At 53.3% G+C, this 21657-nt stretch carries 24 protein-coding genes; 9 read left to right on the top strand and 15 right to left on the bottom strand.

The features are described 5' to 3' along the window. Positions 1 to 75: 75 nt before the first annotated feature. The 5 genes from RHH53_RS04285 to RHH53_RS04265 all read left to right on the top strand — a co-directional run bounded on the left by RHH53_RS04285 (position 76) and on the right by RHH53_RS04265 (position 3882). Positions 76 to 717, top strand: coding sequence for an L-threonylcarbamoyladenylate synthase (locus RHH53_RS04285; RefSeq protein WP_302678944.1), 642 nt, complete (start codon positions 76 to 78; stop codon positions 715 to 717). A gap of 100 nt (positions 718 to 817) precedes the next feature. After that, positions 818 to 1453: a dethiobiotin synthase gene (gene bioD / locus RHH53_RS04280; RefSeq protein WP_310801534.1), complete on the top strand. Its 636-nt coding sequence runs from the start codon at positions 818 to 820 to the stop codon at positions 1451 to 1453. 94 nt (positions 1454 to 1547) lie between these two features. After that, complete coding sequence (locus RHH53_RS04275) at positions 1548 to 2108, top strand: glutathione S-transferase family protein (protein ID WP_310438467.1); 561 nt, start codon at positions 1548 to 1550, stop codon at positions 2106 to 2108. Beyond that, positions 2105 to 2563, top strand: a complete 459-nt coding sequence (locus RHH53_RS04270; RefSeq protein WP_149820062.1) for a DUF3531 family protein — start codon at positions 2105 to 2107, stop codon at positions 2561 to 2563. Before RHH53_RS04275 ends, RHH53_RS04270 begins: the two co-directional genes overlap by 4 nt. Then, the gene (locus RHH53_RS04265) at positions 2554 to 3882 is read left to right on the top strand and encodes a 16S rRNA (cytosine(967)-C(5))-methyltransferase (protein WP_310744147.1); all 1329 of its coding nucleotides are present in this window, start codon (positions 2554 to 2556) and stop codon (positions 3880 to 3882) included. Before RHH53_RS04270 ends, RHH53_RS04265 begins: the two co-directional genes overlap by 10 nt. Here the strand turns inward: RHH53_RS04265 and RHH53_RS04260 are convergent. The 3 genes from RHH53_RS04260 to lysS form a co-directional block, all read right to left on the bottom strand. Further along, positions 3854 to 4660: a type II CAAX endopeptidase family protein gene (locus RHH53_RS04260; protein WP_310744146.1), complete on the bottom strand. Its 807-nt coding sequence runs from the start codon at positions 4658 to 4660 to the stop codon at positions 3854 to 3856. The genes RHH53_RS04265 and RHH53_RS04260 overlap by 29 nt on opposite strands. A gap of 28 nt (positions 4661 to 4688) precedes the next feature. Continuing rightward, positions 4689 to 4970 (bottom strand): ATP-dependent Clp protease adapter ClpS, encoded by a 282-nt coding sequence (clpS, locus tag RHH53_RS04255; RefSeq protein ID WP_024123996.1) that lies wholly within the window; start codon positions 4968 to 4970, stop codon positions 4689 to 4691. A gap of 76 nt (positions 4971 to 5046) precedes the next feature. Further along, positions 5047 to 6567 (bottom strand): lysine--tRNA ligase, encoded by a 1521-nt coding sequence (gene lysS / locus RHH53_RS04250; RefSeq protein ID WP_310438469.1) that lies wholly within the window; start codon positions 6565 to 6567, stop codon positions 5047 to 5049. A gap of 132 nt (positions 6568 to 6699) precedes the next feature. Between lysS and ppk1 the strand changes: the two genes are divergently transcribed. Further along, positions 6700 to 8898 carry a polyphosphate kinase 1 gene (gene ppk1 / locus RHH53_RS04245; protein ID WP_310744257.1) on the top strand — a complete coding sequence of 733 codons (2199 nt, stop codon included), beginning with the start codon at positions 6700 to 6702 and terminating at the stop codon, positions 8896 to 8898. Here ppk1 and RHH53_RS04240 read toward each other — a convergent pair. Beyond that, complete coding sequence (locus RHH53_RS04240) at positions 8895 to 10709, bottom strand: ABC transporter ATP-binding protein (RefSeq protein WP_206201199.1); 1815 nt, start codon at positions 10707 to 10709, stop codon at positions 8895 to 8897. The two genes, ppk1 and RHH53_RS04240, sit on opposite strands and share 4 nt — an antisense overlap. Positions 10710 to 10747: 38 nt before the next feature. Next, on the bottom strand, positions 10748 to 11521 hold the full coding sequence (gene hisA / locus RHH53_RS04235) for a 1-(5-phosphoribosyl)-5-[(5-phosphoribosylamino)methylideneamino]imidazole-4-carboxamide isomerase (RefSeq protein WP_310744145.1): 774 nt from the start codon (positions 11519 to 11521) through the stop codon (positions 10748 to 10750). Positions 11522 to 11881: 360 nt separating this feature from the next. On the opposite strand from hisA, the gene RHH53_RS04230 reads away from it, so the two are divergent. Continuing rightward, positions 11882 to 13129, top strand: coding sequence for a YcjF family protein (locus tag RHH53_RS04230; RefSeq protein WP_206201197.1), 1248 nt, complete (start codon positions 11882 to 11884; stop codon positions 13127 to 13129). Here the strand turns inward: RHH53_RS04230 and RHH53_RS04225 are convergent. Then, positions 13097 to 13870 carry a WecB/TagA/CpsF family glycosyltransferase gene (locus RHH53_RS04225; RefSeq protein ID WP_310744144.1) on the bottom strand — a complete coding sequence of 258 codons (774 nt, stop codon included), beginning with the start codon at positions 13868 to 13870 and terminating at the stop codon, positions 13097 to 13099. The two genes, RHH53_RS04230 and RHH53_RS04225, sit on opposite strands and share 33 nt — an antisense overlap. Positions 13871 to 13978: 108 nt before the next feature. Here RHH53_RS04225 and RHH53_RS04220 point away from each other — a divergent pair, with 108 nt between their 5' ends. Beyond that, entirely contained in the window at positions 13979 to 14545 is a 567-nt protein-coding gene (locus tag RHH53_RS04220) for a J domain-containing protein (RefSeq protein WP_225901650.1), read from the top strand. Here the strand turns inward: RHH53_RS04220 and RHH53_RS04215 are convergent. Genes RHH53_RS04215 through ndhC form a run of 4 tightly spaced genes read right to left on the bottom strand, consistent with a single transcriptional unit; the run spans position 14542 to position 16890 of the window. Continuing rightward, positions 14542 to 14826: a DUF3288 family protein gene (locus tag RHH53_RS04215; RefSeq protein WP_310744143.1), complete on the bottom strand. Its 285-nt coding sequence runs from the start codon at positions 14824 to 14826 to the stop codon at positions 14542 to 14544. The genes RHH53_RS04220 and RHH53_RS04215 overlap by 4 nt on opposite strands. A 29-nt stretch (positions 14827 to 14855) precedes the next feature. Then, entirely contained in the window at positions 14856 to 15980 is a 1125-nt protein-coding gene (gene dprA / locus RHH53_RS04210; RefSeq protein WP_302678934.1) for a DNA-processing protein DprA, read from the bottom strand. Between the two features lie 6 nt (positions 15981 to 15986). Then, positions 15987 to 16493 carry an NAD(P)H-quinone oxidoreductase subunit J gene (locus RHH53_RS04205; protein ID WP_206201193.1) on the bottom strand — a complete coding sequence of 169 codons (507 nt, stop codon included), beginning with the start codon at positions 16491 to 16493 and terminating at the stop codon, positions 15987 to 15989. A gap of 34 nt (positions 16494 to 16527) precedes the next feature. Next, entirely contained in the window at positions 16528 to 16890 is a 363-nt protein-coding gene (gene ndhC / locus RHH53_RS04200; protein ID WP_149820086.1) for a photosynthetic/respiratory NAD(P)H-quinone oxidoreductase subunit C, read from the bottom strand. Positions 16891 to 17004: 114 nt separating this feature from the next. On the opposite strand from ndhC, the gene RHH53_RS04195 reads away from it, so the two are divergent. Then, positions 17005 to 17994, top strand: a complete 990-nt coding sequence (locus tag RHH53_RS04195; RefSeq protein ID WP_302678932.1) for a carbohydrate kinase — start codon at positions 17005 to 17007, stop codon at positions 17992 to 17994. On the opposite strand, the gene RHH53_RS04190 is transcribed toward RHH53_RS04195, so the two are convergent. The 5 genes from RHH53_RS04190 to RHH53_RS04170 all read right to left on the bottom strand — a co-directional run bounded on the left by RHH53_RS04190 (position 17936) and on the right by RHH53_RS04170 (position 21657). Further along, a complete protein-coding gene (locus RHH53_RS04190) occupies positions 17936 to 18184 on the bottom strand; it encodes a hypothetical protein (RefSeq protein ID WP_190278043.1) in 249 nt (82 codons plus the stop codon). The genes RHH53_RS04195 and RHH53_RS04190 overlap by 59 nt on opposite strands. 272 nt (positions 18185 to 18456) lie before the next feature. After that, positions 18457 to 19599, bottom strand: coding sequence for a magnesium-protoporphyrin IX monomethyl ester (oxidative) cyclase (acsF, locus tag RHH53_RS04185; protein ID WP_149820092.1), 1143 nt, complete (start codon positions 19597 to 19599; stop codon positions 18457 to 18459). 86 nt (positions 19600 to 19685) lie between these two features. After that, positions 19686 to 20054 (bottom strand): Npun_F0494 family protein, encoded by a 369-nt coding sequence (locus RHH53_RS04180; RefSeq protein WP_302678931.1) that lies wholly within the window; start codon positions 20052 to 20054, stop codon positions 19686 to 19688. Positions 20055 to 20065: 11 nt separating this feature from the next. Next, complete coding sequence (locus RHH53_RS04175) at positions 20066 to 20740, bottom strand: hypothetical protein (protein WP_302678930.1); 675 nt, start codon at positions 20738 to 20740, stop codon at positions 20066 to 20068. 173 nt (positions 20741 to 20913) lie between these two features. Then, a complete protein-coding gene (locus tag RHH53_RS04170) occupies positions 20914 to 21657 on the bottom strand; it encodes a dienelactone hydrolase family protein (RefSeq protein WP_302678929.1) in 744 nt (247 codons plus the stop codon).

The raw sequence follows: 21657 nt of genomic DNA, 5'->3' as shown, positions 1-21657 counted from the left end.
CCCCCTAAAACCTATTGAGCATAGACTAGAGATCAAGGGCGCATTTACTGCCTAATGATTTTCGGAGTACCAAACATGACCACCTTGGCGCGATCGCTCCCCGCTGATACTCGCAGCTTTCAAACCATTCAAACCCACTTGCAGCAGGATCATGTCATTATTCTGCCCATGGCCACGGTCTATAGCTTTGTCGTCAACGGCACGAGTCCAAGGGCGATCGCGAAGCTGCGTCGTCTCAAGCACTTTAGTACGGAACAGCCCTTAGCCATTCTCACCCGGGGCGATCGCGCGGCTGAAGTGGCAGACCTCTCCCAAGAGGCAAAAACCCTGCTGGCTCACTTTCCCTACCCCGTCACTATGATTGTCAAGGGCAAGCCCCACCTAGACCCACAAATTACGCAGGGTTTTGATTGTGTCTATCTCGCTTGTCCCGATCGCTTTATCTACGATCTCGTGGGTGCCTTGCCCTTCTTTTTGGTGGCAGCAACGGTGAAAGTGGGGACGGAACTCATTGTCAGCTTTGAGGACGCCCAAAAATACTATGGCGAGCAAGTGCCGCTGATTGTGGATGGGGGGCGCTGTGCCTATGGACGGCGGGGAACCCTCGTGGACTTCACCCTTGAATACCCAACCATTATGAACTTTGGCCCTGTGTCTGTGGATGACTTGCGACCAATATTGCCCAACATTATTTTGCCGTCACATTTAATGAAATAGATATAATGATTGAGCATTTTCGCGTTAGGGGGGCGTCACTATTTCTCAGCATTGCCAGTCCCTACTGATTACGGGTGTGGATACCGGTGTGGGCAAAACGATGATCACGCGGGCACTGTGGTCTTACGCCCATCGCTATCGTCCCCAAGAACGCTGGGGCATTCTCAAACCAATGCAGAGCGGTACTGCGGTCGAAATCGGAGACGGTGACTACTACTGCCAAACTCTGCCTCTGCAACAAACCGCCAGTGAAGTGTGTCCCCTCAGTTTTGCAGCACCCCTTGCGCCTCCCATTGCCGCTGAGTTGGAACAGCGCACGATTGATTTAGCCCCTGTGTGGCACACCTACCAGCAGCTTCAGCAGCGATTTGATTACCTTTTAGTGGAAGGGATTGGCGGTCTAGGGTCGCCCATGACTTGGGAGTGGACGGTGGCGGACTTGGCAGCCGCTTGGAAGTTGCCCATTGTCTTGGTGGCAACGGTGCGCTTGGGGGCGATCGCCCAAATTGTGGCCAATATTGCCCTTGCACGGCAGTACAAGCTGGACATTCGCGGTCTGATTCTCAACTGTGTCACCCCCTGTAGCGACACGGATATTGTGCAGTGGACACCACCAGAATTTCTCAGCCGTTTTACCCAAGTGCCCGTGCTGGGGGTACTGCCCTGTGGTCAACACTCCAATGAACAGTTGGCGGAAATAGTGGCTGAATGGCCGCTGCATCTGCTTTGGCGTTGAGGACGGCGAGCCGGGAAATTATTTTGAGGCTAATCAAAGCGCATAATAAAAATGATTTAGATTTCATTGACACGTCGATCGCTGCAACTGACCTATGCTAAAGCTCTATGGTGGTGCTAAATCCCGCGCCAGTATTGTTCGCTGGTATTTAGAAGAATTGGGAATTCCCTATGAATTTGTGCTGATGGATCTACAAGCCGGGGAGCAACATCAGCCCGACTTTCTCAAACTCAACCCCATGGGTAAAGTGCCTGTGATTGTTGATGGGGATGTCGTGCTCTGGGAATCGGGGGCGATTTTGCTTTATCTTGCCCAAGTTCACGGTAAATTACCCAAGGATGCGGCTGCCGCTGCCCAAGTTTATCAGTGGGTGCTGTTTGCCAATTCCACCTTGACACAGGCAATGTTTCCGCCTGAAACGCGCGATCGCCAGCTTCCCCCTTTGCTTAAGGGCATTGAAACAACCCTTACAGGGCAATCCTACATTCTCGGCAATGACTTTTCCGTTGCCGATGTCGCCCTCGGGTCAGTGCTGGCCTATCTACAGATGCTCTTTCAGGTGGATTTGAGTCCCTATCCTGCAGTGGCGGACTACGTGGCTCGCTTGCAACAACGGCCTGCATTCCAGAAAGGCTTACTGGGGGCTGGGGTATGAATGTGATCTTTCGTGAGGTCGATCCCTTTGATTTATGGATTTGGGTGGAATTTGCCGCACCGCCTTCATCCGTTGAGCAGCAGTACCTTGAGGAAGTGTTTAACTCGTGGTTTTTCCTCGGGAAGCTGGGGGGATTCAATGCTGAGAATCTCCAAGTCCAGGAAACGGGGTTAGACCTCAGTTACCTAGAGTACGATCGCGCCCAAGCCGACAGTTCGATGATGGCCGTGATGCACAATATGGGCGAGTTTGAATACAACGATCGCTGGGCACGCTGCTGGTTTGACTTGGGCACCAGTGACGCTTTAGCCTTGGATGTCCTGATTAATGCCCTCAATCAATTCAGTGAGGACTATGTACCCTTAAAAACGCTTGTCATTGGCGGTGACAACCCCGAATGGCCGATCGCCACCAGTGAACAGCGGGAAATGATTGAACAATCGGCGTGGAACTAAGTGCGCGGCGTCTTGCCCTCGATGCCCTAGAACGGGTGGCCAAGGGAGCCTATGCCGATGTGGCACTTCATCAGGTGTTGCAGCAGCGGTCTCTCAAGGAAGGCGATCGCGCCCTGATCACTGAACTGGTCTATGGGACTATCCGCCAACAGCGCACCCTAGATACCCTTGTTCAGGGGTTTTGTCAGCAACTGCCGCCCTTGAAGGTACAGTTAGTGTTGCGCCTTGGCCTCTACCAATTGCGCTATCTGGATCGCGTTCCCCCCCATGCTGCCGTGGACACCAGTGTTGAACTGGTCAAAGAGATGGGTTTAGGCGGCTTTGCCAAACTGGTGAATGGGGTCTTGCGCCGTTACAGCCGCTCCACCACCGATCCCCTTGAGGCTCTCATTGCTCCCCTGCCCTTGGTCTCCCAACTGGGATGTCGCTATAGCTTTCCCGATGAGCTGATTGCATCTTGGTTGGAGCGTTTAGGACAAGAGCAATGCATTGCCCTCTGTCAGTGGTTTAATCATCCCCCCCGCCTTGATCTGCGCCTCAATCCATTGCGGACAACGACTAACCAACTGATGGCTGACTTTGAGGCAGCAGGTTATAGCCTGAAACCGATTCCCGACTTGCCCCAAGGACTCGTCCTGCCCCACTGTGGCCAACCCATGCAGTCACTCCCTAGTTATGCCGCAGGCCACTGGTCAGTTCAGGATCGGGCAGCGCAGTGGGTCAGTCATTTGCTGGCTCCGCAGCCCGGTGAAGTTGTGATTGATGCCTGTGCAGCCCCGGGGGGTAAAACCACGCATATTGCTGAGTTGATGGCTGACCAAGGCCGCGTCATTGCCTGCGATCGCACCCCCAGTCGCCTGCGGAAGTTGGCGCAAAATCGCGATCGCCTCGGCCTGAAGAGTATTGAAATTCACACCCTTGATAGTTCAACAGCAGGGGATTTTGCAGCGATGGGCGATCGCGTTCTTTTAGATGTGCCCTGCTCCGGTACAGGTACCCTCCACCGCCATGCCGATAGCCGCTGGCAACCCCTGAGAACACGCTTGGCTGAACTAGTGCCCCTGCAAGCTCAACTCTTAGCCAATGTTTGCCAGTGGGTGAAACCCCAAGGTTTGCTTGTCTATGCCACCTGTAGCCTAGAACCTGCCGAAAATGAAGCCCAGATTCAACACTTTTTAGCTCACCATCCCCAGTGGCACATTGAGCCGCCACCCCCAACCTTTCCCCTCAAAGCTACCCCCGAAGGCTGGATCACCGTGTGGCCGCAACGGCACGATATGGATGGCTTTTTTATGGTGCGGTTGCGACGCGGTAGCTAAGCCCCAAGGCCACCAAAATTAAAAGACCTACCCCCATCAAGCCAGCGATCGGGTTGCCATTGATGCCGGTTAGCCACTCTGGCGCTACCCCCGTATAGCTCACCAATTTGCCCACGTTGACACCAAAATAAGCCCAGACCAAGCCACCGTGGAGTCCCATGGGAAAGCCCAATCGTCCGCCAAAGATCCATTTACTCAAACCAAGAATCCAGCCCAACAGTGCCAAGCCGAAAAACTGCGGCCATGTGGCCAAAATGACCTCCAAGGGATGCAGATAGTGCAACGCGGCAAAGATCAGGCCATTGAGCACCAAGGCAAACCATGGTTGGTACTCTAGCTCTAGCTCCTGCAACAGCCAGCCGCGAAACAGCAATTCCTCAGCAAAGCCCACAGCAACACCGGTGAGGACGCCATCCAACAGCAGCAGATCAAAGCGATGCGGCAGTCCCTGCCACGTTACCCAGCCCAAGAGTCCTTCGATGAGAAATAGCAGGGCAACCAAAAACACCCCCGCCAGCCAGCCCAGCAGGGCATCCCGCCCAAAGTTCCACCCCCCCTTAAGGCCATAAAACACTAGGGGCGATCGCTGTTGGTGTACCCGCCGTCCCCAGACTCGCAGCAAGAGAATAAAGATGAGGTACAACAGCCCCATATTGACAAAGCTGGCAGCACCGCCCTCTCCCCAGAGAAAATAGATGCTCAAACCGATGGGCAGCCACAGCAGCACCAGCGTTAGGGCAAAACTAACGCTGCGAATCCAGAAGGGACGGCGGATCATTTGCCGCCAAAACTGAGCGAAAATTGGCCTATTCAGTCGGTTCAATGGTACTCGTCAGCCCTGCCATTTTCAGGCCTTCACAATAAAATTCGGCATGCTCAAGGGCACAGGTGATCACCAAGGCCACCCCCGTCAGGTGCGCCTCCATCATGATATCCACGGCTTGCGGTTGGGTGAGGCTCGGCACCGTCTTCAGCAATACCTCCACCACATACTCCATGGAATTGACATTGTCATTGTGAAGGAGCACACGATAGCGGGGCGCCAACTTGCGAACGGTTGCTGGTTTTTCAATGGTTTGCACTGACATTGTTGGCCATGCCTCCATTCAGTGGACATTCAGTATCAGGAATTCAGCAAATATGCTTAAGATTTTAGCAAACGGATCAAACTTGACCACTTGCCGATTCCGGACGCAACAGTGGGAAAGCAATCACATCGCGAATACTGGGGGAATCCGTCAGCAACATCACCAAGCGGTCAATACCAATCCCTAGGCCTCCTGTGGGTGGCATTCCATGCTCTAGAGCTGTGAGGAAATCTTCATCAACACTGTGGGCTTCCAAATCCCCAGCCGCTTTGCGCCGTGCCTGTTCCTCCAAGCGTTGCCGTTGATCCAATGGATCCGTTAACTCCGAAAAACTATTGGCGTGTTCGCGACCAACGATAAATAATTCAAATCGCTCCACCAGTCCCGGTTGGCTGCGGTGGGGCTTGGCCAAGGGGGAAATCTCCACAGGATAGTCAAGAACAAAGGTGGGTTGAATCAATGTCGGTTCAACAGTCTGCTCAAACACTTCGTTAAGCACTCGGCCAATCGTGTCACAGGCGTCTAAGTCTTTTACCCCTGCTTTTTGGGCTGCTTTCTTCGCCGCTGCTAGATCGCACAATTGGCGAAAATCAATCCCAGTGGCTTGCAACACTGCATCGTGCATGGTCACCCGTCGCCATGGCGGCGTCAGATCAATCGTTTTCCCTTGATAAGTCATCTTGAGCGTGCCCAACACCTCCATCGCTGCTGTGGTGATGATTGCCTCCGTCAGCGTCATCATATCGTTGTAGTCGGCGTAGGCCTGATAGACCTCAATGGACGTAAATTCAGGGTTGTGCTTGGTTGAGATGCCCTCATTGCGAAAGATGCGCCCCAGTTCATAGACCTTCTCAAAACCACCGACAATCAGGCGCTTCAGGTGCAGTTCTGTGGCAATGCGCAAATAAAGCTGCATCTCCAGCGTGTTGTGATAGGTAATGAAAGGACGAGCCTCGGCTCCCCCGGCTTCCGCCTGTAGCACCGGCGTTTCAATTTCAATAAAGCCTTGTTCATTGAGGTAGCGGCGAATGGCGGCGGTGATCAGTGCTCGCTTGCGGAACGTATCGCGTACGTGGGGGTTGACAATGAGATCCACATAGCGCTGACGATAGCGTTTTTCCACATCCGTGAGGCCGTGCCACTTGTCCGGCAGAGGCAGCAATGACTTCGTGAGCATGGTGTAGGATTCCACCACAACCGAGAGTTCACCCTTTTCTGTGCGCTTGAGGGTGCCCACAGCGCCAAGGATATCGCCGACATCCGTCAGGTGTTTCAAATCGGCAAAGGCGGCTTCCCCCATGCCTTGGCTAATGGTTTGCTTATCGAGGTAAAGCTGAATTGTGCCGCTGTCGTCCTGAAGTGTAAAAAAGGCCAGCTTGCCAAAGACGCGCCGCGCCATAATCCGACCGGCGACACTGACGCGATCGCCCACCGCTTCACCAGCGGCCAAGTGAGCATATTTTTCTTGCAGAACTGCTGCAGTATGGGTGCGCTCCCAACGATAGGCATAGGGGTTCATGCCCTGTGCTTGCAGTGTTTTGGCTTTCTCAATCCGTGTTGCCCGAATTTCGGCTCCCGTTGCCCCCACGTCGGCCATATTGGTAGAAACTCTCCACGATTAGCAAACCTTAACCTTCTCATTGTACGCTCTGGAATCGGTACCAACGCTGCTAAAGGGGAATCGAGTACAGTGGATGCTAGTGCAACCGACAACGTAGAACAAACGGCTATGACCCCTGCGAAGTCCCCTCGCCGTAAAGTGTCTAACCCCATTGACCTCCAGAATCCGCAGTACTACTTCAACCGCTCCCTGAGTTGGCTGGAATTTAATAAGCGGGTACTCCACGAGGCCTATGACCCCCGCACACCGCTCCTAGAGCGGCTGAAATTTATGGCCATTTTCAGTTCCAACTTAGATGAATTTTTCATGGTGCGGGTGGCGGGTTTGAAGCAGCAAGTGGAAAGTGGCATTGTTCAAGGGGGAGCCGATGGCATGCCCCCAGCGGAGCAATTACAAGCAGTGCGGCAATATCTGCTACCAATCGTTACTGAGCAACACCGCTATTTCGACCAAGAATTGCGTGCTCTCTTGGCCAAGGAAGCCATTTTTCTCACCCGCTTTAATGAGTTGACCCCTGAGCAGCAGGCCTACCTCAACGACTACTTCCAAGCGCAAGTTTTTCCGGTGCTCACCCCCTTAGCAGTCGATCCGGCGCACCCCTTTCCCTATATCTCTAGCCTCAGCCTCAACCTTGCGGTTCTGATCCGTGATCCCGAATCTGGCCAAGAGCGACTGGCACGGGTGAAGGTACCGAATCGGTTTCCGCGCTTTGTTGCCCTGCCCCAACATTTGCACTCGCCTCAAGGTGCCCATTGGGTTGGGGTTCCCCTCGAAGAAATGATTGCCCACAACCTTGGGGCTCTCTTTCCGGGCATGGAGATTCAGGCCTACTTTGCCTTTCGCATTACCCGTAGTGCTGATCTTGAACTGGAAACGGACAAGGCGGATGATTTACTGATTGCCATTGAACAGGAAATTCGCAAGCGTCGCTTTGGCTCGGTGGTGCGTCTAGAGGTGCAGCGGGGCATTCCACCGCTTCTGAGGCAAACCCTGATGGAAGAGATGGATCTTGAGGAGATTGATGTCTATGAACTGGATGGTCTGTTGTGCCTCAATGATTTGTTTGCCTTTATGAGCTTGCCCCTGCCCCACTTGAAGGATTCGGAATGGCACCCCCAAGTGCCTCCCCGTTTTCAGCGGGTGGAAGAGCGGGAGTCAATGTTTGACACCACCAGTGAGATTACAACTTTGGGCACCGACTACTGGGAAGCCGTGGCCAATGAACTATTTAGCCTGATTCGGGAGGGAGATATTCTGGTGCACCACCCCTACCATTCCTTTGCGGCAACGGTGCAGCGCTTTATCACCTTGGCGGCCCACGATCCCCAGGTGCTGGCGATTAAAATGACCCTCTATCGCACCTCAGGGGACTCGCCGATTGTCAGTGCCCTGATTAAAGCCGCAGAGAATGGCAAACAGGTGGCGGTCTTGGTGGAACTGAAGGCGCGCTTTGACGAGGAGAACAATATCCTCTGGGCACGGAAGCTGGAAAAAGTGGGCGTCCACGTGGTCTATGGCGTACCGGGTCTCAAGACCCACACAAAAACGGTTTTGGTTGTGCGCCAAGAGGCGGGGCAAATTCGTCGCTATGTCCACATTGGCACGGGCAATTACAATCCCAAAACTGCTGGCCTCTATGAGGACCTAGGGCTGTTTTCCTGCCGTGACGAGTTAGGAGCGGATCTCTCGGAACTCTTTAATGTGCTCACGGGCTATTCCCGCCAACGGGATTATCGCCAGCTTCTCGTTGCCCCGGTCACAATGCGCGATCGCACGCTGCAATTGATTTACCGTGAGATTGAACACGCCCGCAATGGTCACCCCGGCCGAATTATTGCCAAGATGAATGCGATCACAGATACGCAGGTGATTCGTGCCCTCTATGAGGCGTCCCAAGCAGGGGTAGAAATTGATCTAATTATTCGTGGCATGTGCTGTCTGCGGCCGGGGGTACCGGGGGTGAGCGATCGCATTCGGGTGATTAGTATCATTGGCCGCTTTTTGGAGCACTCACGGATTTTTTACTTTGGCAACAATGGCGAGCCAGAGTACTACATTGGCAGTGCCGACTGGCGATCGCGCAACTTAGACCGCCGCGTTGAAGCCATTACCCCCATTCAAGATCCAACCATTCAACTGGAACTCAAAGAGCTGCTGGAAATTATGTTGGCAGACAATCGCCAAGCGTGGGAGCTGCAACCCGATGGCACCTACCAGCAACGACAGCCAGCCTCCGGCGAACCCGAACGCGGTACCCACCGTGTTTTAATGGCACGTACCCTCAAGGAAGTAGAAGCGAGCCGCTAGCTAGCGCCTGCATACCCTTGCGCCATGGCTCGAAAGTCTGGACTGTTTTGCAGGAGTTCTTGGTAGCTCCCGACAGCCGCCACTTGGCCATTGGCCATTAGGTACAGGCGATCGCACGCCATGACAGTGCTGAGGCGGTGGGCAATCATAATAATGGTTTTTGCACCACTAAGGGCTTGAATCGCATCCATCACTCCCGCTTCCGTTTGATTGTCAAGAGCCGCTGTTGCTTCATCCATAATGAGCACTGAGGGGTTGTGGTAAAGGGCGCGGGCAATGCCAATTCGCTGGCGCTGTCCTCCCGAAAGGCGCACCCCCCGTTCACCCACAACGGTATCTAGTCCCTCAGGCAGAGTACGGACAAACGTGGATAACTGAGCCGCTTCTACCGCCGCCCACAAAGCCGTTTCATCAATGGCCTCTGCCGGTAAGCCAAAGGCAATGTTGTGGCGCAGCGTGTCATCGGAAAGATAAATGGTTTGGGGAATATAGCCAATCTGCCGTTGCCATTGGGCAAGGTTGTGGTAAATACTCTCACCATCCACACGAATATCCCCTTGAGAAGGTTCTAGGAGTCCCAAAATTAGATCGACAATCGTGGTTTTCCCTGCCCCTGAAGATCCGACAAAGCCAATCATTTCCCCCTGTTTAATTGTGAGAGAAACCCCACAGAGGGCTGGCCGAGGGGCATTGGGATAGGTGTAGTGCAGATCAATTAGTTCGAGGCGATCGCAAAAAGGCTTGATCGTAACAGGTTCTGGCTGATGAATTTCTAGCGATCGTGCCTCTAAAATGTCATCGTAAATAATATCTACAGAAGCAGAGTAAAAAATGACACTATTCAAACTCACCATCAATCGGCTGGCCGAGGGCAAAAGTCGAAACGCAGCAGCCGCAAATAGAGAAATCAAAGGTAAGACCTGAGCCATTGACCCCTGCTGAATCAGTGTCAGAATGATAATCAGAATAATGACTGTGACCGCAAGGGTTTCAAAATAGGAGCGGGGCAGTTGGTTAATAAAATTCAAGAAGAAGTTGGCCTTGCGATCCTCAATCAGATTTTCTTCATAGACATCGAGAAAGATCTGCTCACGACCCAAAACCTTGACTTCCTTAATACCCCCTAAGCCTTGATTAATACTTTGCACCACTTTTTGGGCGTAGTGAACCCGTTGAGCACCGATTTTTTTCAGTTTTTTACGGAAGAACCTAAAGAAGAGATAAGATAGAATCGCTAGAATTGCAATGACAACTAAGGAAATAAATGGATTACTCAATATAATTACTGTAAAAATAGCAAAAACAATCAAAGATTCTGAAATAATAATTAGCAAAGGTAGTAAGTAGCCATTAAAAATATTAGTGGTTTCATTGTTGGCATTTTGAATGAGTTTTGCTGTATTATTTTGCAAGTGAAAAGTATAGGGCTTAAAGAGATAGCTGCGCAAGAGCATCACTGAAAATTTGCGCTGCTTTTCATTCAAAAACTTAAACTGAAGATAGTTGCTCCCTGCAATAAATAGGTTTTTACAAATAAAGAGGATAGCGAAGCTAATGCTGAGAATGAGCAGCCATTGATACTCTTCCTGTGGGGTTAAGGGGGCTGCACTGTGACGCCAAAACAGAAGATCATTGAGGCGACTGGGCTTTTCAATAACGGCAATAAAGGGTAGCACCAAGCCTACCCCCAAGGCTTCCCAAATACTGCCAATGAGCATCAAGACACCAATGCCTGCCAGTTGCCAGCGATCGCCCCGATCCAATAGTCGCCAAATTTTGCCAAGGGAGCGCAGTGCAGGGTGCTTTAACATTCCGTTTTAGGGGTAACAACGCCTTGATCTTAGGCTACTTATGCCCAAGTCGTGCTTCCCAAATCTGGTGGAATATCTTGCCAGCGACCTTGACCGACCGCCCGAACCGCTTCCCGCAAATCCACTGCTTTGGTATAAAGTGCCTTACCGACGATCACCCCCGATAACCCTTGGGGACTGAGGGCAAAGAGACTGAGAATATCTGTGAGGGAACTCACGCCACCCGATGCAATGACTGGGCGATCGGTTGCCGCCAATAACTGCCGCAGTGCTGGAATATTCGGCCCTTGGAGAGTGCCATCCCGCTGAATATCGGTGTAAACAAACCCTGCTACCCCCATTGTTGCCATTTTTTGGGCAAGATCGGTGGCCAAGATCGTTGAGGTGTCTAGCCAACCCCGCGTTGCCACATAGCCATCGCGAGCATCCAGCCCTACCCAAATGCGTCCGGGGTATTCTGCGGCCAAACTGGCCACTAGCTCTGGATCCTCAAGAGCCACGGTACCCAAAATGGCACGATTGACACCTTGGAGAAAGAGATCAGCCACTGCTTGGCGCGATCGCAAGCCACCCCCCACCTGCACAGGAATTTCAAGGGAGGCGACGATCTTGGCAATCAGATCATAATTTCGCGGTTCGCCCGTTTTGGCTGCATCTAGGTCAACCACATGCAAGCGGGGAGCACCCAACCGCTGCCAGTAGAGGGCAACTTTTAGAGGATCATCATGAAAAACCTTGACCTTACCATAGTCCCCTTGCACTAGGCGCACACATTTGCCGTCAAGTAAATCAATGGCGGGGATAACATCCATTGGCGTCAGAAATCCTTAATTGAAAAATTGAAAATTTGAGCGTAACTCCCATCCTAGCAGTCACAAGGGGTGAAGCGCATCGGAGGATTGCTAACATAGTCCCCTTCGTTCCTGAATTGACAAGAGCCACCCATTGAAGGCCGCGCCCTGTCTAAATTCCTGTGGCGATCGCGTGATTATGCAACAGATTTAATGGGATTCCGTTTGAACATGTCCCCCAGATCCTCGCGCAGCAGGTGGGGAAACCTTCATAGGCGGACAGAAAATTCAGGCTGCATTTCCTCGAGCCTTGGGAATTTGAGTGCTGCTCACCAGTCACGGTAAGCTAACAAACAAAGGATTTGCTTGGGGTACAAGGACATGGCTGTTGCTGCCGCCATTATTCTCTTGTTGTTGAGTGGCTGGGTGAATGACCATCCGTGGGGATGGCTGCTGATTCTTGGTCTAGGGTTGGGCTATTGGTACTGGCGGCGATCGCCCGCTGCGCCAAACCCGGCTCCCCCTCAACCTTCTCTGCATCCTCAATTACTGGAAAAGCAACTGGCAGACACGCGGAGCCTTTTGCAGGAACTTCCCATAGAGCGCCAAGCCTCCCTACAATCAGCCCACAGCCAACTCCAACAGCGGTTAGATAGCCCAACGGTTGAGGTGTGTGTTCTCGGGCAATCGGCCTATGCTCTCAATCGGGTGTACGATGCCGTCGCTACCCTACCCCTCGATAGCTGTACGTTTCAGCAGCAAACATTGGCAACGGTGCCCCAGGCAGACTTAGTGCTTTTGACCGTAACGGGTGCCCTTACCGCCAGTGAGTTTGAGATGCTGCGGGTATTGCAAGCAAGCCATTATCACGTTCTTGTGGTGTGGTATCCAGAAATGGTGCAGGAGCGCGATCGCCCGAAGGGCGCGCTTTGCGATCGCGTGGCAGTGCATTTACAGCAGCAACTGCAACAACTCCAGATTGGACAAGATCAACTCATTCCCTTTACACCCCACAATCCCCAAGAACTCACCTCCGCAGTGCTGCACTGTCTCACCCAACAGCGAGCGAATCTGGTCTTAGCCGGCACCTATCGCCGTGCCCAACAACTCCATCAACAGGCGCAATCCGCCCTCAACCAGTATCGCCAAGAACGAGCCACCCCGATCATTGAACGCTACCAATGGCTGGCAGCGGCGGCAACGGCAGTGAATCCTCTTCCGCTTCTGGATCTCGTCATGGCCGGGGGGCTATTGGTGCGCCTCACGTGGGATCTCGGTCAAATCTACCAACGCTCCTTTCGCTTGGCGGATGCTGAACCCCTTGCCAAGGAGCTATTGCGGCTAATGGTGCAGTTGGGGGCTGTGGAACTGGGCACCCAATCCCTAGGACAGTGGCTCAAGGGCAATTCCCTCACCTATTTGGCAGGGAGCTGTTTACAGGGGGCAACGGCAGCCTATGTGTTGCGCTTGAGTGGCTTGAGTTTGATCCATTACTTTGAGACTGCTCCCCAAGCAAAATCTCTGCCCTTGGTGACTCGATTGCAGCAAAGCCTTCAGTGGGCACAGCAACAGGTGGGACGCTCTCCCTTGCAAACCCTAGGACAGTCTCTTGCCTTGCCGTCGGCCTAGCCAGTAACGCAGGAGTTGAGCGGCAAAAAGCACAACAAATGCGGGATTGTTCAGCAGATAGCGTTGCCAGAGGCGGCGGGGTTCTTGCAGGAGTCGAAAGAGCCACTCCAGACCGATCGCCATCATCCAGCGAGGCGCTTGCGCCACAACGCCACTGTGAAAATTAAAGGCCGCTCCCACACCCACCAAGACAATCGGCAGAAAAGGGCTTTGGCGAGCCATCCACTCCTCCTGCTTGGGACAGCCAAGGCTGACAAAAACCAGATCAGCACCGCTATCAAGAATGCGCTGGCGATCGCTGGCCTCCTCCTCAGGGGTCAAGGGACGAAAGGGAGGCGCGTAGGCACCCACAAACTGCATTTTGGGAAAGCGCTCTCGCAGATTTCGTTGCAGCCGCTCTAACACGAGGGGTGCACTGCCATAGAGGAAAATACGCCAGCCTTCCTCTTGGGCGCGATCGCACAACGCCAGCATCAAATCCGGTCCATAGACCCGCTCTGCTTGCGGAAAGTCCAAGAGCTGTAAGCCCCACACCAAGGGCATGCCGTCAGAGGTCACCAGTTGGGCACCATTCACCACCCGTTGAAAGGGCGATCGCCACACCCCCGTCATCACCACATGAACATTCGCGGCAACCACATAGCCCCCCTTGCCTTGAGCAATCCACTCAGCGATTAGATCACAGGCTTGGTTGTAGGTGGTGACATCAATCCGTGTCCCTAAAATGTGCGCCGACTCCACGCTGGGGCTACTCCGCATGTTTCACTTGATTCCAGCGTAGGACATTGGTTGCAGAACCGAAGTGAACATCCGACAATGCAAAGCAGATGTCATGTTGTGCCCTGCGGAATGAATTTAGAAGAGTGCTATCGCATTCTGGAGTTGCCACAAGGGGCGTCCTTAGCTCAAGTGAAATCCGCCTACCGACGGCTAGCACGACGCTATCATCCCGATGTCAACCCCGGCGATCGCACTGCCCATGAGAAGTTTATTCTCCTCCAACAGGCCTATGAAAAATTAGTACGAGGACTGCCCACCTTTCGGCCTACCCCTGTTAAATCAGAACCCCAATCTCGCCCACCGCAGCCACCGCCGCCTCTCTCTGCCTTTGAGATTGAACTGAAGCACGCTAGCTATCGCCAACTTCAGGAATTTCTCAAATATCGCTGCTATCAACGTGCCATATCCCTTGTGGAAGGGTTGGCCAGTCGGCTGCCTCAAGATGCCGAAGTACGCCAGTGGCAAGCCGTCACCTATCAGTGCTGGGCGAGGCAACTCATTCGCGATCGCCAGCCCCAAGCGGCACGGGAATACCTGCATCGCGCGCTGAAAGCCGATCCGGATAACCGACTCCTTTGGCAAGAAGCAGAAAAGGACTTTCGTACCCTTGATCGCCTCTACGGCAAAGAAATCTAAGTCCAATCCTCCCGTTTATTGCTGCCCAGCTTGTAAACACCGCCGCGAGCGTGAATGGCACGGGTACGCTCAAACAGTTCTTCCTCCGTGAGTTGCCATTTTTCTAGCAGCTCTGCCATTAACTTCTTATTGGTTTCGGCACCGGGGAAGCCATCATAGCGAATCAGCAATCGCCCCAATTCCGCCAAGTTGTAATCACTGATGCCCTCTTGTCCCAAGCGCTCGAGGACTAAGCGATCTTGGGCTTCGCGGGGATGTTCTAGGTTCTGGGAGTTTGTCATTTTACCCTCCAAGATTTATTGATGAAACTTTAACGGCTAGTTTTGCGATAGCGATTCCCCGGCTGCTGCTCGACCCAACCCGTTAGCTCCAAGTGCATTAGTTCTGCCATCACCACCCCTGTTTCCAAGGGTACGCGCTGCACAATGTCATCAAAGGCAACACTATTGCTGCCTTGGCTCAGTTGTTGAATCGCCTCGAGAATCTGTTGCTGGGGGGGCGATAGCGTTGGGGGTGGGGCTGAGAAGGGTGTTGGATCGAGGGGGGGTGTATGCCCCAATTGTTCGAGGAGAGCTTCTTCTCCCAAGATAATCTGTGCCCCTTGATTCACCAGACTCAGGGCACCCTTGGCACGGTGGTTATCGAGATGCCCCGGCAGCACATAGACATCACGACCATACTCGGCAGCATAGCGAGCAGTGATCAGGGCACCGGATTTGTAGGGAGCCTCTGCAATAATCACCGCACGGCACAGACCAGCAATGATGCGGTTGCGACGGGGAAATTGGGGGCGATCGGCACCCACGCCCCTAGGATACTCGCTCAAGAATCCCCCGCGTTCACGAATCTGGTAATAAAGCGAACGATTTTCTGGTGGGTAGATCATATCCACACCCGTGGCTAAGACGGCCAGTGTGGCACCTCCAGCTTCTAAAGAGCCACGATGCGCCGCGCCATCAATGCCTGCGGCCATGCCGGAAACAACAATAAACCCAGCTTGGGCAAGGGCATACCCCAGCTTGTGCGCCCAACGCTGCGCATATTCTGAAGGATCACGGGTGCCGACAATGGCAACAGTTGGTGTGGGTTGACTGAGAATTTCTAAAATGCGAGTCCCGCCATAGTAGAGCAAGGGCGGCGGATCGGGAATTTCGCGCAGCAGTGGTGGATAGCGAGGGTCACTCAGCACCCAATGGTGGGGATTTTGCTGGCAGTGGTGCTCGTAGAGAGCTAGGGGTTGGCACTGCTGACGATAGTGGGCGATCGCCCCTTGGAGTTTGGCACCAATCCCCTCTACTTTTCCTAAGGTTTCTACGGAGGCTTCCCAAGCAGTTTTCAAATCGCCAAAGTGCTGCCAGAGGCGTTTGAGTAACACCGAGCCAAGGCCGGGTACCTGTGACCAACTGTACCAATAGGCAGCATCAGCGGGAACCAAGGGCGCTTAGTAGGCTTCCTGCAACTCGTAGAAGTCAGGGGTGATGTAGTCTTTGCGCAGCGGCCAGCCCACCCAATCCTCGGGCATAAGGATGCGCTTCAAATTTGGGTGCCCCTCATAGACAATGCCAAACATATCGTAGGATTCCCGCTCTTGCCAGTCGGCGGTTTTCCAAATCCAATAGACGGAAGGCACACGGGCATCATCCCGAGGGACAAAGACTTTAATCCGCACCTCTGGGGGGCGATCGGCATTATCACTGAGCTTGATCAGGTGGTATGTGCTCACCAAGTCTTGGCCGGGACCCGAATCATAGGCGGCTTGGCACTGCAAATAGTTAAAGCCGTCGGCATAGAGGGCTTGGCACACCGCCAGCAGGCGATCGCGATCCACTTTGATGATTTCTACGCCAGAGGCATCGGTACCGAGGGATTCCACACTCAGGTTTTGAGACTGGAGAAGGCGGCATACAGGGCCAGCTTCAACAATGGGGGCTTCGGGGGTGTCACTCATGTTCGCTGCTCCAACCTAAAGGCAATCAACTCACTCAAGACCATTCGAGGGCACGTTTGCGCCACGCATAAACTAGAGCCACGACCAGAATGGCAATGAAAATCAAGGCTTCAATAAAGGCCAGTAAGCCCAACTGATGGAAGGCCACCGCCCAAGGATATAAAAAGACCGTTTCCACATCAAAAATGACAAAGACGAGGGCAAACATGTAGTAGCGCACATTGAACTGAATCCACGCGCCACCAATGGGTTCCATCCCCGATTCGTAGGTCGTCAAGCGGATCATCCGCCCGGATTTGGGACGCAATAGCGCAGAGGCAGCTAAAGCCAGTACGGGTACCAGACCACAGATAATCAAAAAGCCAAGAAAATACTCGTAACCACTGAGAACAAACACGGTTGCAGTGTCCCTCGATCTTGGAATTGCTACCATTTTGACACACTCCCCTAGCGATCGCTAGGCTAGGGATCAATAGAAAAAACTAAATTGCCCTATAGCGAATCATTAGCGATGTCCCAACCCACTGTCCTCTGTGCTGGCGAAGTCCTCTTTGACTGTTTAGAAGTGCCCCCTGATCCCCCGCAGTGTTTTCTGGGGGGTGCCCCGGCCAATGTGGCCTGTGGTTTGGTGAAGTTGGGGGTGAGTGCGGCCTTTTTGGGGGCTGTGGGGGACGATGCCTTAGGGGAGCAAGCCTGTGCCGAATTAGCCGCTTTGGGCGTCAATATCGAAGCGGTCGAGCGGGTCGCTGGGGTGCCGACGCGGCAAGTGCGCGTTCAATTGGTGGGGGGCGATCGCCAGTTTGTGGGATTTGCGCCAGCGGGAACTTCTGTCTTTGCCGATATGCAGTTCTCTGGCCAGCAAGTCTCGCCATCGTTCCTAGCTGGGGCACAATTTTTCGTCACCGGCACGCTCGGACTAGCCAGTGAACCCACCGCCACCACCATTGAACATCTAGTCCAGCAACTGCGGCAAAACGGTGCCTTTATTCTCATTGATGCCAACTGGCGACCGATCTTTTGGCGGGATGCGAGTGCTGCTCCTGAACGCATTCGTCCTTTTTTAGCACAGGCGCATTTCCTGAAACTGGCCAAGGAAGAGGCGGAATTATTTTTCTCTGACAGTGATCCCCAAGTTGTCTATCGTGCCCTTTGGGGGACGGCACCTGACCATGCTGTGGTCATTACTGACGGGGATCAAACTATTCACTACTGCTGGCACGGAAATCAAGGGGAATTACAACCACCCGCCATGCCCGTTGTGGATACCACTGGTGCCGGCGATGGCTTTGTTGCGGGTTGGATTGCCCAGTTATTACAGGGCAGCCCGGAAATCTACCGTGACCCCCAATGGCAGGCTGCTTGTTTAGAATTTGCCACGGTGGTGGGGGCGCTCGTGACGACAAAACGGGGGGCGATCGCTGGTCAACCCACCCTTGCTGAGGTCACTCAATGGCTTCGGGATCATCCTCAAAGAAAAATACGGACGCACTCACCGCCCTAGCAGTGGTTGATGGGCTTGTCGCGATCGCTGGCTGATGTTCACGGCTAGGGATGGCTGCCGCCAAGGGACAGGCCCGCCAAAACCCCCGCACCGGCACATTCAGTTTTTCACAGGTACCACCACGCCGCCCTTCGGAATAATAGAAGCGGCAAAAGCGGCAAGTTGTGGGAGTGAGAATTGGGCTGTCCATCGCGGGGATCAACTCCGAAGTAAAATCTTTAGGCTCTCTACCTTCCATCCTATGAAATTGTCCTCAGCGACTTTTGCAGTGATCACAGGGTCAAAGAGGCCTAGGAAGCAGGTTTTAGCGATCCCCAGTGGTCAAAAGTGCTTTTAGATTCTTTTCATACTCCCGCAACACTCCGTAATAATACGGACATCAATTGTAGGAAAAGTGAAAAAAAGGTTACGCCCGCAGACGCAACCCATGGAGATCAGTATATTTTTAAGCCGCAGAGGAAATTAACGCACTGCCGCCGTCGTGGGTGCCTTGGCGGGGATCAAGAACAACTTGATCATTTGCCACACATTCGAGAGATAGAGGGGAAGTTTCTTCAGAAAACCGCCATTTTGCTTGCTAATTTCTGTCAGCTTGGCATTGTTTTCGACACACCGCTCTAACCGCTGATAAAATTCTGGATGATCGACATCGAGAATCACCGGAAAAACACGGCCTGCGGTTTCATTGGTTTTGGCAATCACCTCACGATCATACTCGCGGGCATCCAAGCCAATCGCAGCATAGAACTTCGCCCGTTGCAAATCGTTGAGGTACATTGTGGCAAAGACCGAGAGCAGGAAGAAGCGGCACCACAGTTTTGGTGGCAGCCAGCAGACCATGAAGTAGCGTGCCCATTTCTTACCAGAGAGGGACAGGGGAATTTCCTTAATCTTTTGCCAGAAGGTGCGCGGCCGATCCAGCATTTGCGGCTGGGCACGCATCACGGCGTCAAAGAAGTCACCGTGGCGGTTTTCGTCTTGGCACCAGTTCTCAAAGAAGCGGAAGATGGGGTAGATGCGATGTTCGGGGTGCTTCTCCAGATGGCGATAGATCGTAATGTAGCGCCAGTAACCAATTTTCTCGGAGAGGTAGGTGGCGTAGAAGATGAATTCCGGTTCAAAGTAGGTGTAACTGCGGTGCTGCGTCAAAAAGCCAAGATCCAGCGATAGGTTAAAGTCGGCCATCGCTTTATTCAAGAAGCCAGCGTGGCGGGCTTCATCGCGAGACATCAGGGCAAAGCATTCTGCCAATAGGGGGTTGCGATCCTTGAGCTTGCGGCTGAGTTCTTTGTAGAGGAGAAAGCCAGAAAATTCCGCTGTGCAGGAGCGCTCCAAAAATTCAATAAATAACTGGCGGGTTTCGCCATCAATGTGATCCCAAGACTGTTCAAATTCTGCATCCCGCACAAAGTGGTGGCGGTTGTAGTCGCAGCGGAATTCCTCAAGGATGGCCTGAAGTTCTGCTTTGTTTTCAGTAATGTCCATATTGGCCATCGCTTCAAAGTCAGTGGTATAGAAGCGGGGCGTGAGGATGGTTTCCTTGGCGGGGGCTTTAATGCCCGGCCGCAGTTCTTCAAACTCTGGTTTGGCGACGGTATTAACCATAAAAAGCTGCGTCTCGCTCTTGCTAACGGCACTCATAAAGCATGGTAGCGAAAATCCCCAATGCATTACAGGTCATTACAGAACCGTTACATTCCCCACCAGCGGCTGAGTTGATTGCGCCAGCGATCGCCCCAAGAGGCCGCCCATGTGGGTTGGCGATAACGTTGAATCAACTGTTGCCCCAAGGGAGTGAGGCGATAGCGATCGGTGAGGCCTTGGCCATCCACTTCGCGGCGCAGTAAACCGACGCGGATCAACCAGTCCAACTCTGCTTCTGCTAGGAGCACAGGCAAGGGCGATCGCGTGAATCCCGATTGAAGACCCGCTTCGCCCACAATTTCTAGGAGTGCCACACTCCGCTGCTGCATTGTCTGAAACAAGAGGGGCAAAAAGGGACTACAGCGCAGGGCGCGATCGCCCCGTTCCAAAACCTTCGGAGAATACGCGATCGCCACTGCCGCCAAACCTACAGAGAATTTAAGTGGCTGGTATCAATGAAGGTTGCCCGGTCATTCACTGACGTACCAGGGGCGGGGGGTGTGCGGGGCGATTGAGTTGCGGGAGAGGTTGATGGCGAAGAGGGAGTTTCTGCCTCCTGACGACGGCGATCGGGTAAGACCACGCGCTCCATGATGAACTCAATCGTGCCCTTGCGCAGCCATCCCCGTGCTACCAAAATATCGCCGAGTCTTGCCCCTGTGGCTCGCTGATCGGCTAAGGCAACTTCAATTTGTGCGGGTGTCACCAATTCTGCTTCAACCAGATAGTTCCCCAAGCGTTTCGTGTAGCTGTCATCATGGGGACGCTGGATAAAGGGGGGCTTTTTCGCAGGTGCCTCAGTCTCTGCTGCCACGCCTGGCAGGCTGTCAAAGTCACGTTGATCCCCCGCTAGGGCAACCAAGCATTCTTTGATTTTCATCAGAATTTCCGCTGCTCGCCGGGGTTGATTTTGCTGGGCTGCCTGCTCCAAGAGCCGTGCTTCTGCCTCAATCAGCGTTTGCCGGGATGCCACTGCTGCAACTTGTAAAATGCGTGCCTGCTGCTGAAGGACAGCCATATCTCGTTCAAGAAGGGCTTTTTTGCACTGCTTGAGAACAAGGGATCCCTGCTTCAGCAGAACTTTGTGGGTAGGAGTAGTCATAGACAGCAACAGCGGGGATAAAGAACATGACTTAAAAGAATATTAAAACTTAGCAACTGCCTTTGGCATTGTTTAGGCGATGGGGAACACGCAATCTACTTTTACTATAGCCCTTTGTATTGAACCCATTCCGCTGCAACTGCGTCAAATGTAAAGGTTCTGTAAAGATAGGGTCACTGTTGCTGCCGTAGGACGGTGTTGAAGAGTTCTTTGACTTGTTCCCACGCATCCCGTGCTGCTGCTGCATCGTAGCTATCCCGTTGATCGCAGAAGAAGCCATGATCCGCTGGATAGATGAAGATGTGGTGGCGAATGCCGTGATGGCGCAGCGCCGTTTCAATTTGCTTCACCTGTTCCATGGGAATACTTTGGTCGCGATCGCCAAAGAAGGCATAGAGCGTGCCGCGAATTTTCGGTGTGATTTCAATGGTGGGTAGGCCACCGCCGGGGGTCATGGTTGTCATCCCGGCGCCATAGAATGAGGCCGTGGCTTTAATGTCCGGTAACTGAGCCACCAGATAGGCCACATGACCGCCAAAGCAAAAGCCAATCGTACCAATGGCATCCCCATCCACATTTTCAAGGCCGCGCAGATAGGCAATGGTCGCTTGGGTGTCACTAAGGAGTTCCTCGGCTTTGGTTTGGTTTTTGTACTGCCGCCCCAAATCAATATCAGCGGCGGTGTAGCCCGTTTCAAAGCCGGGGGCAAAGCGTTGGTAAAGGGCGGGGGCGATCGCCACATAGCCTTCGCGGGCAATACGTTCGGTCACATCGCGGATATGGGCATTGACGCCAAAAATTTCCTGAAAGACAATCACTGCCGGATAGCGGCCGGGGGCAACAGGCTCGGCTAAGTAGGCATCAATCAGCAGATCGCCATTGACCACCTTGACCCAACGACTGGTAATCTCCACCAT

The organism is Thermosynechococcus sp. PKX82 (assembly GCF_031583255.1).
Classification (GTDB): Bacteria; Cyanobacteriota; Cyanobacteriia; order Thermosynechococcales; family Thermosynechococcaceae; genus Thermosynechococcus.
This window is presented reverse-complemented; position numbering and strand designations above follow the sequence as displayed.

Bases quoted from the DNA above. Each gene is read 5' to 3' on its own strand.
- RHH53_RS04285 (WP_302678944.1), top strand. From the start codon at position 76: ATGACCACCTTGGCGCGATCGCTCCCCGCTGATACTCGCAGCTTTCAA.
- bioD (WP_310801534.1), top strand. From the start codon at position 818: ATGATCACGCGGGCACTGTGGTCTTACGCCCATCGCTATCGTCCCCAA.
- RHH53_RS04275 (WP_310438467.1), top strand. From the start codon at position 1,548: ATGCTAAAGCTCTATGGTGGTGCTAAATCCCGCGCCAGTATTGTTCGC.
- RHH53_RS04270 (WP_149820062.1), top strand. From the start codon at position 2,105: ATGAATGTGATCTTTCGTGAGGTCGATCCCTTTGATTTATGGATTTGG.
- RHH53_RS04260 (WP_310744146.1), bottom strand. From the start codon at position 4,660: ATGATCCGCCGTCCCTTCTGGATTCGCAGCGTTAGTTTTGCCCTAACG.
- clpS (WP_024123996.1), bottom strand. From the start codon at position 4,970: ATGTCAGTGCAAACCATTGAAAAACCAGCAACCGTTCGCAAGTTGGCG.
- lysS (WP_310438469.1), bottom strand. From the start codon at position 6,567: ATGGCCGACGTGGGGGCAACGGGAGCCGAAATTCGGGCAACACGGATT.
- ppk1 (WP_310744257.1), top strand. From the start codon at position 6,700: ATGACCCCTGCGAAGTCCCCTCGCCGTAAAGTGTCTAACCCCATTGAC.
- RHH53_RS04240 (WP_206201199.1), bottom strand. From the start codon at position 10,709: ATGTTAAAGCACCCTGCACTGCGCTCCCTTGGCAAAATTTGGCGACTA.
- hisA (WP_310744145.1), bottom strand. From the start codon at position 11,521: ATGGATGTTATCCCCGCCATTGATTTACTTGACGGCAAATGTGTGCGC.
- RHH53_RS04230 (WP_206201197.1), top strand. From the start codon at position 11,882: ATGGCTGTTGCTGCCGCCATTATTCTCTTGTTGTTGAGTGGCTGGGTG.
- RHH53_RS04220 (WP_225901650.1), top strand. From the start codon at position 13,979: ATGAATTTAGAAGAGTGCTATCGCATTCTGGAGTTGCCACAAGGGGCG.
- RHH53_RS04215 (WP_310744143.1), bottom strand. From the start codon at position 14,826: ATGACAAACTCCCAGAACCTAGAACATCCCCGCGAAGCCCAAGATCGC.
- RHH53_RS04205 (WP_206201193.1), bottom strand. From the start codon at position 16,493: ATGAGTGACACCCCCGAAGCCCCCATTGTTGAAGCTGGCCCTGTATGC.
- RHH53_RS04195 (WP_302678932.1), top strand. From the start codon at position 17,005: ATGTCCCAACCCACTGTCCTCTGTGCTGGCGAAGTCCTCTTTGACTGT.
- RHH53_RS04190 (WP_190278043.1), bottom strand. From the start codon at position 18,184: ATGGACAGCCCAATTCTCACTCCCACAACTTGCCGCTTTTGCCGCTTC.
- acsF (WP_149820092.1), bottom strand. From the start codon at position 19,599: ATGGTTAATACCGTCGCCAAACCAGAGTTTGAAGAACTGCGGCCGGGC.
- RHH53_RS04175 (WP_302678930.1), bottom strand. From the start codon at position 20,740: ATGACTACTCCTACCCACAAAGTTCTGCTGAAGCAGGGATCCCTTGTT.
- RHH53_RS04170 (WP_302678929.1), bottom strand. From the start codon at position 21,657: ATGGTGGAGATTACCAGTCGTTGGGTCAAGGTGGTCAATGGCGATCTG.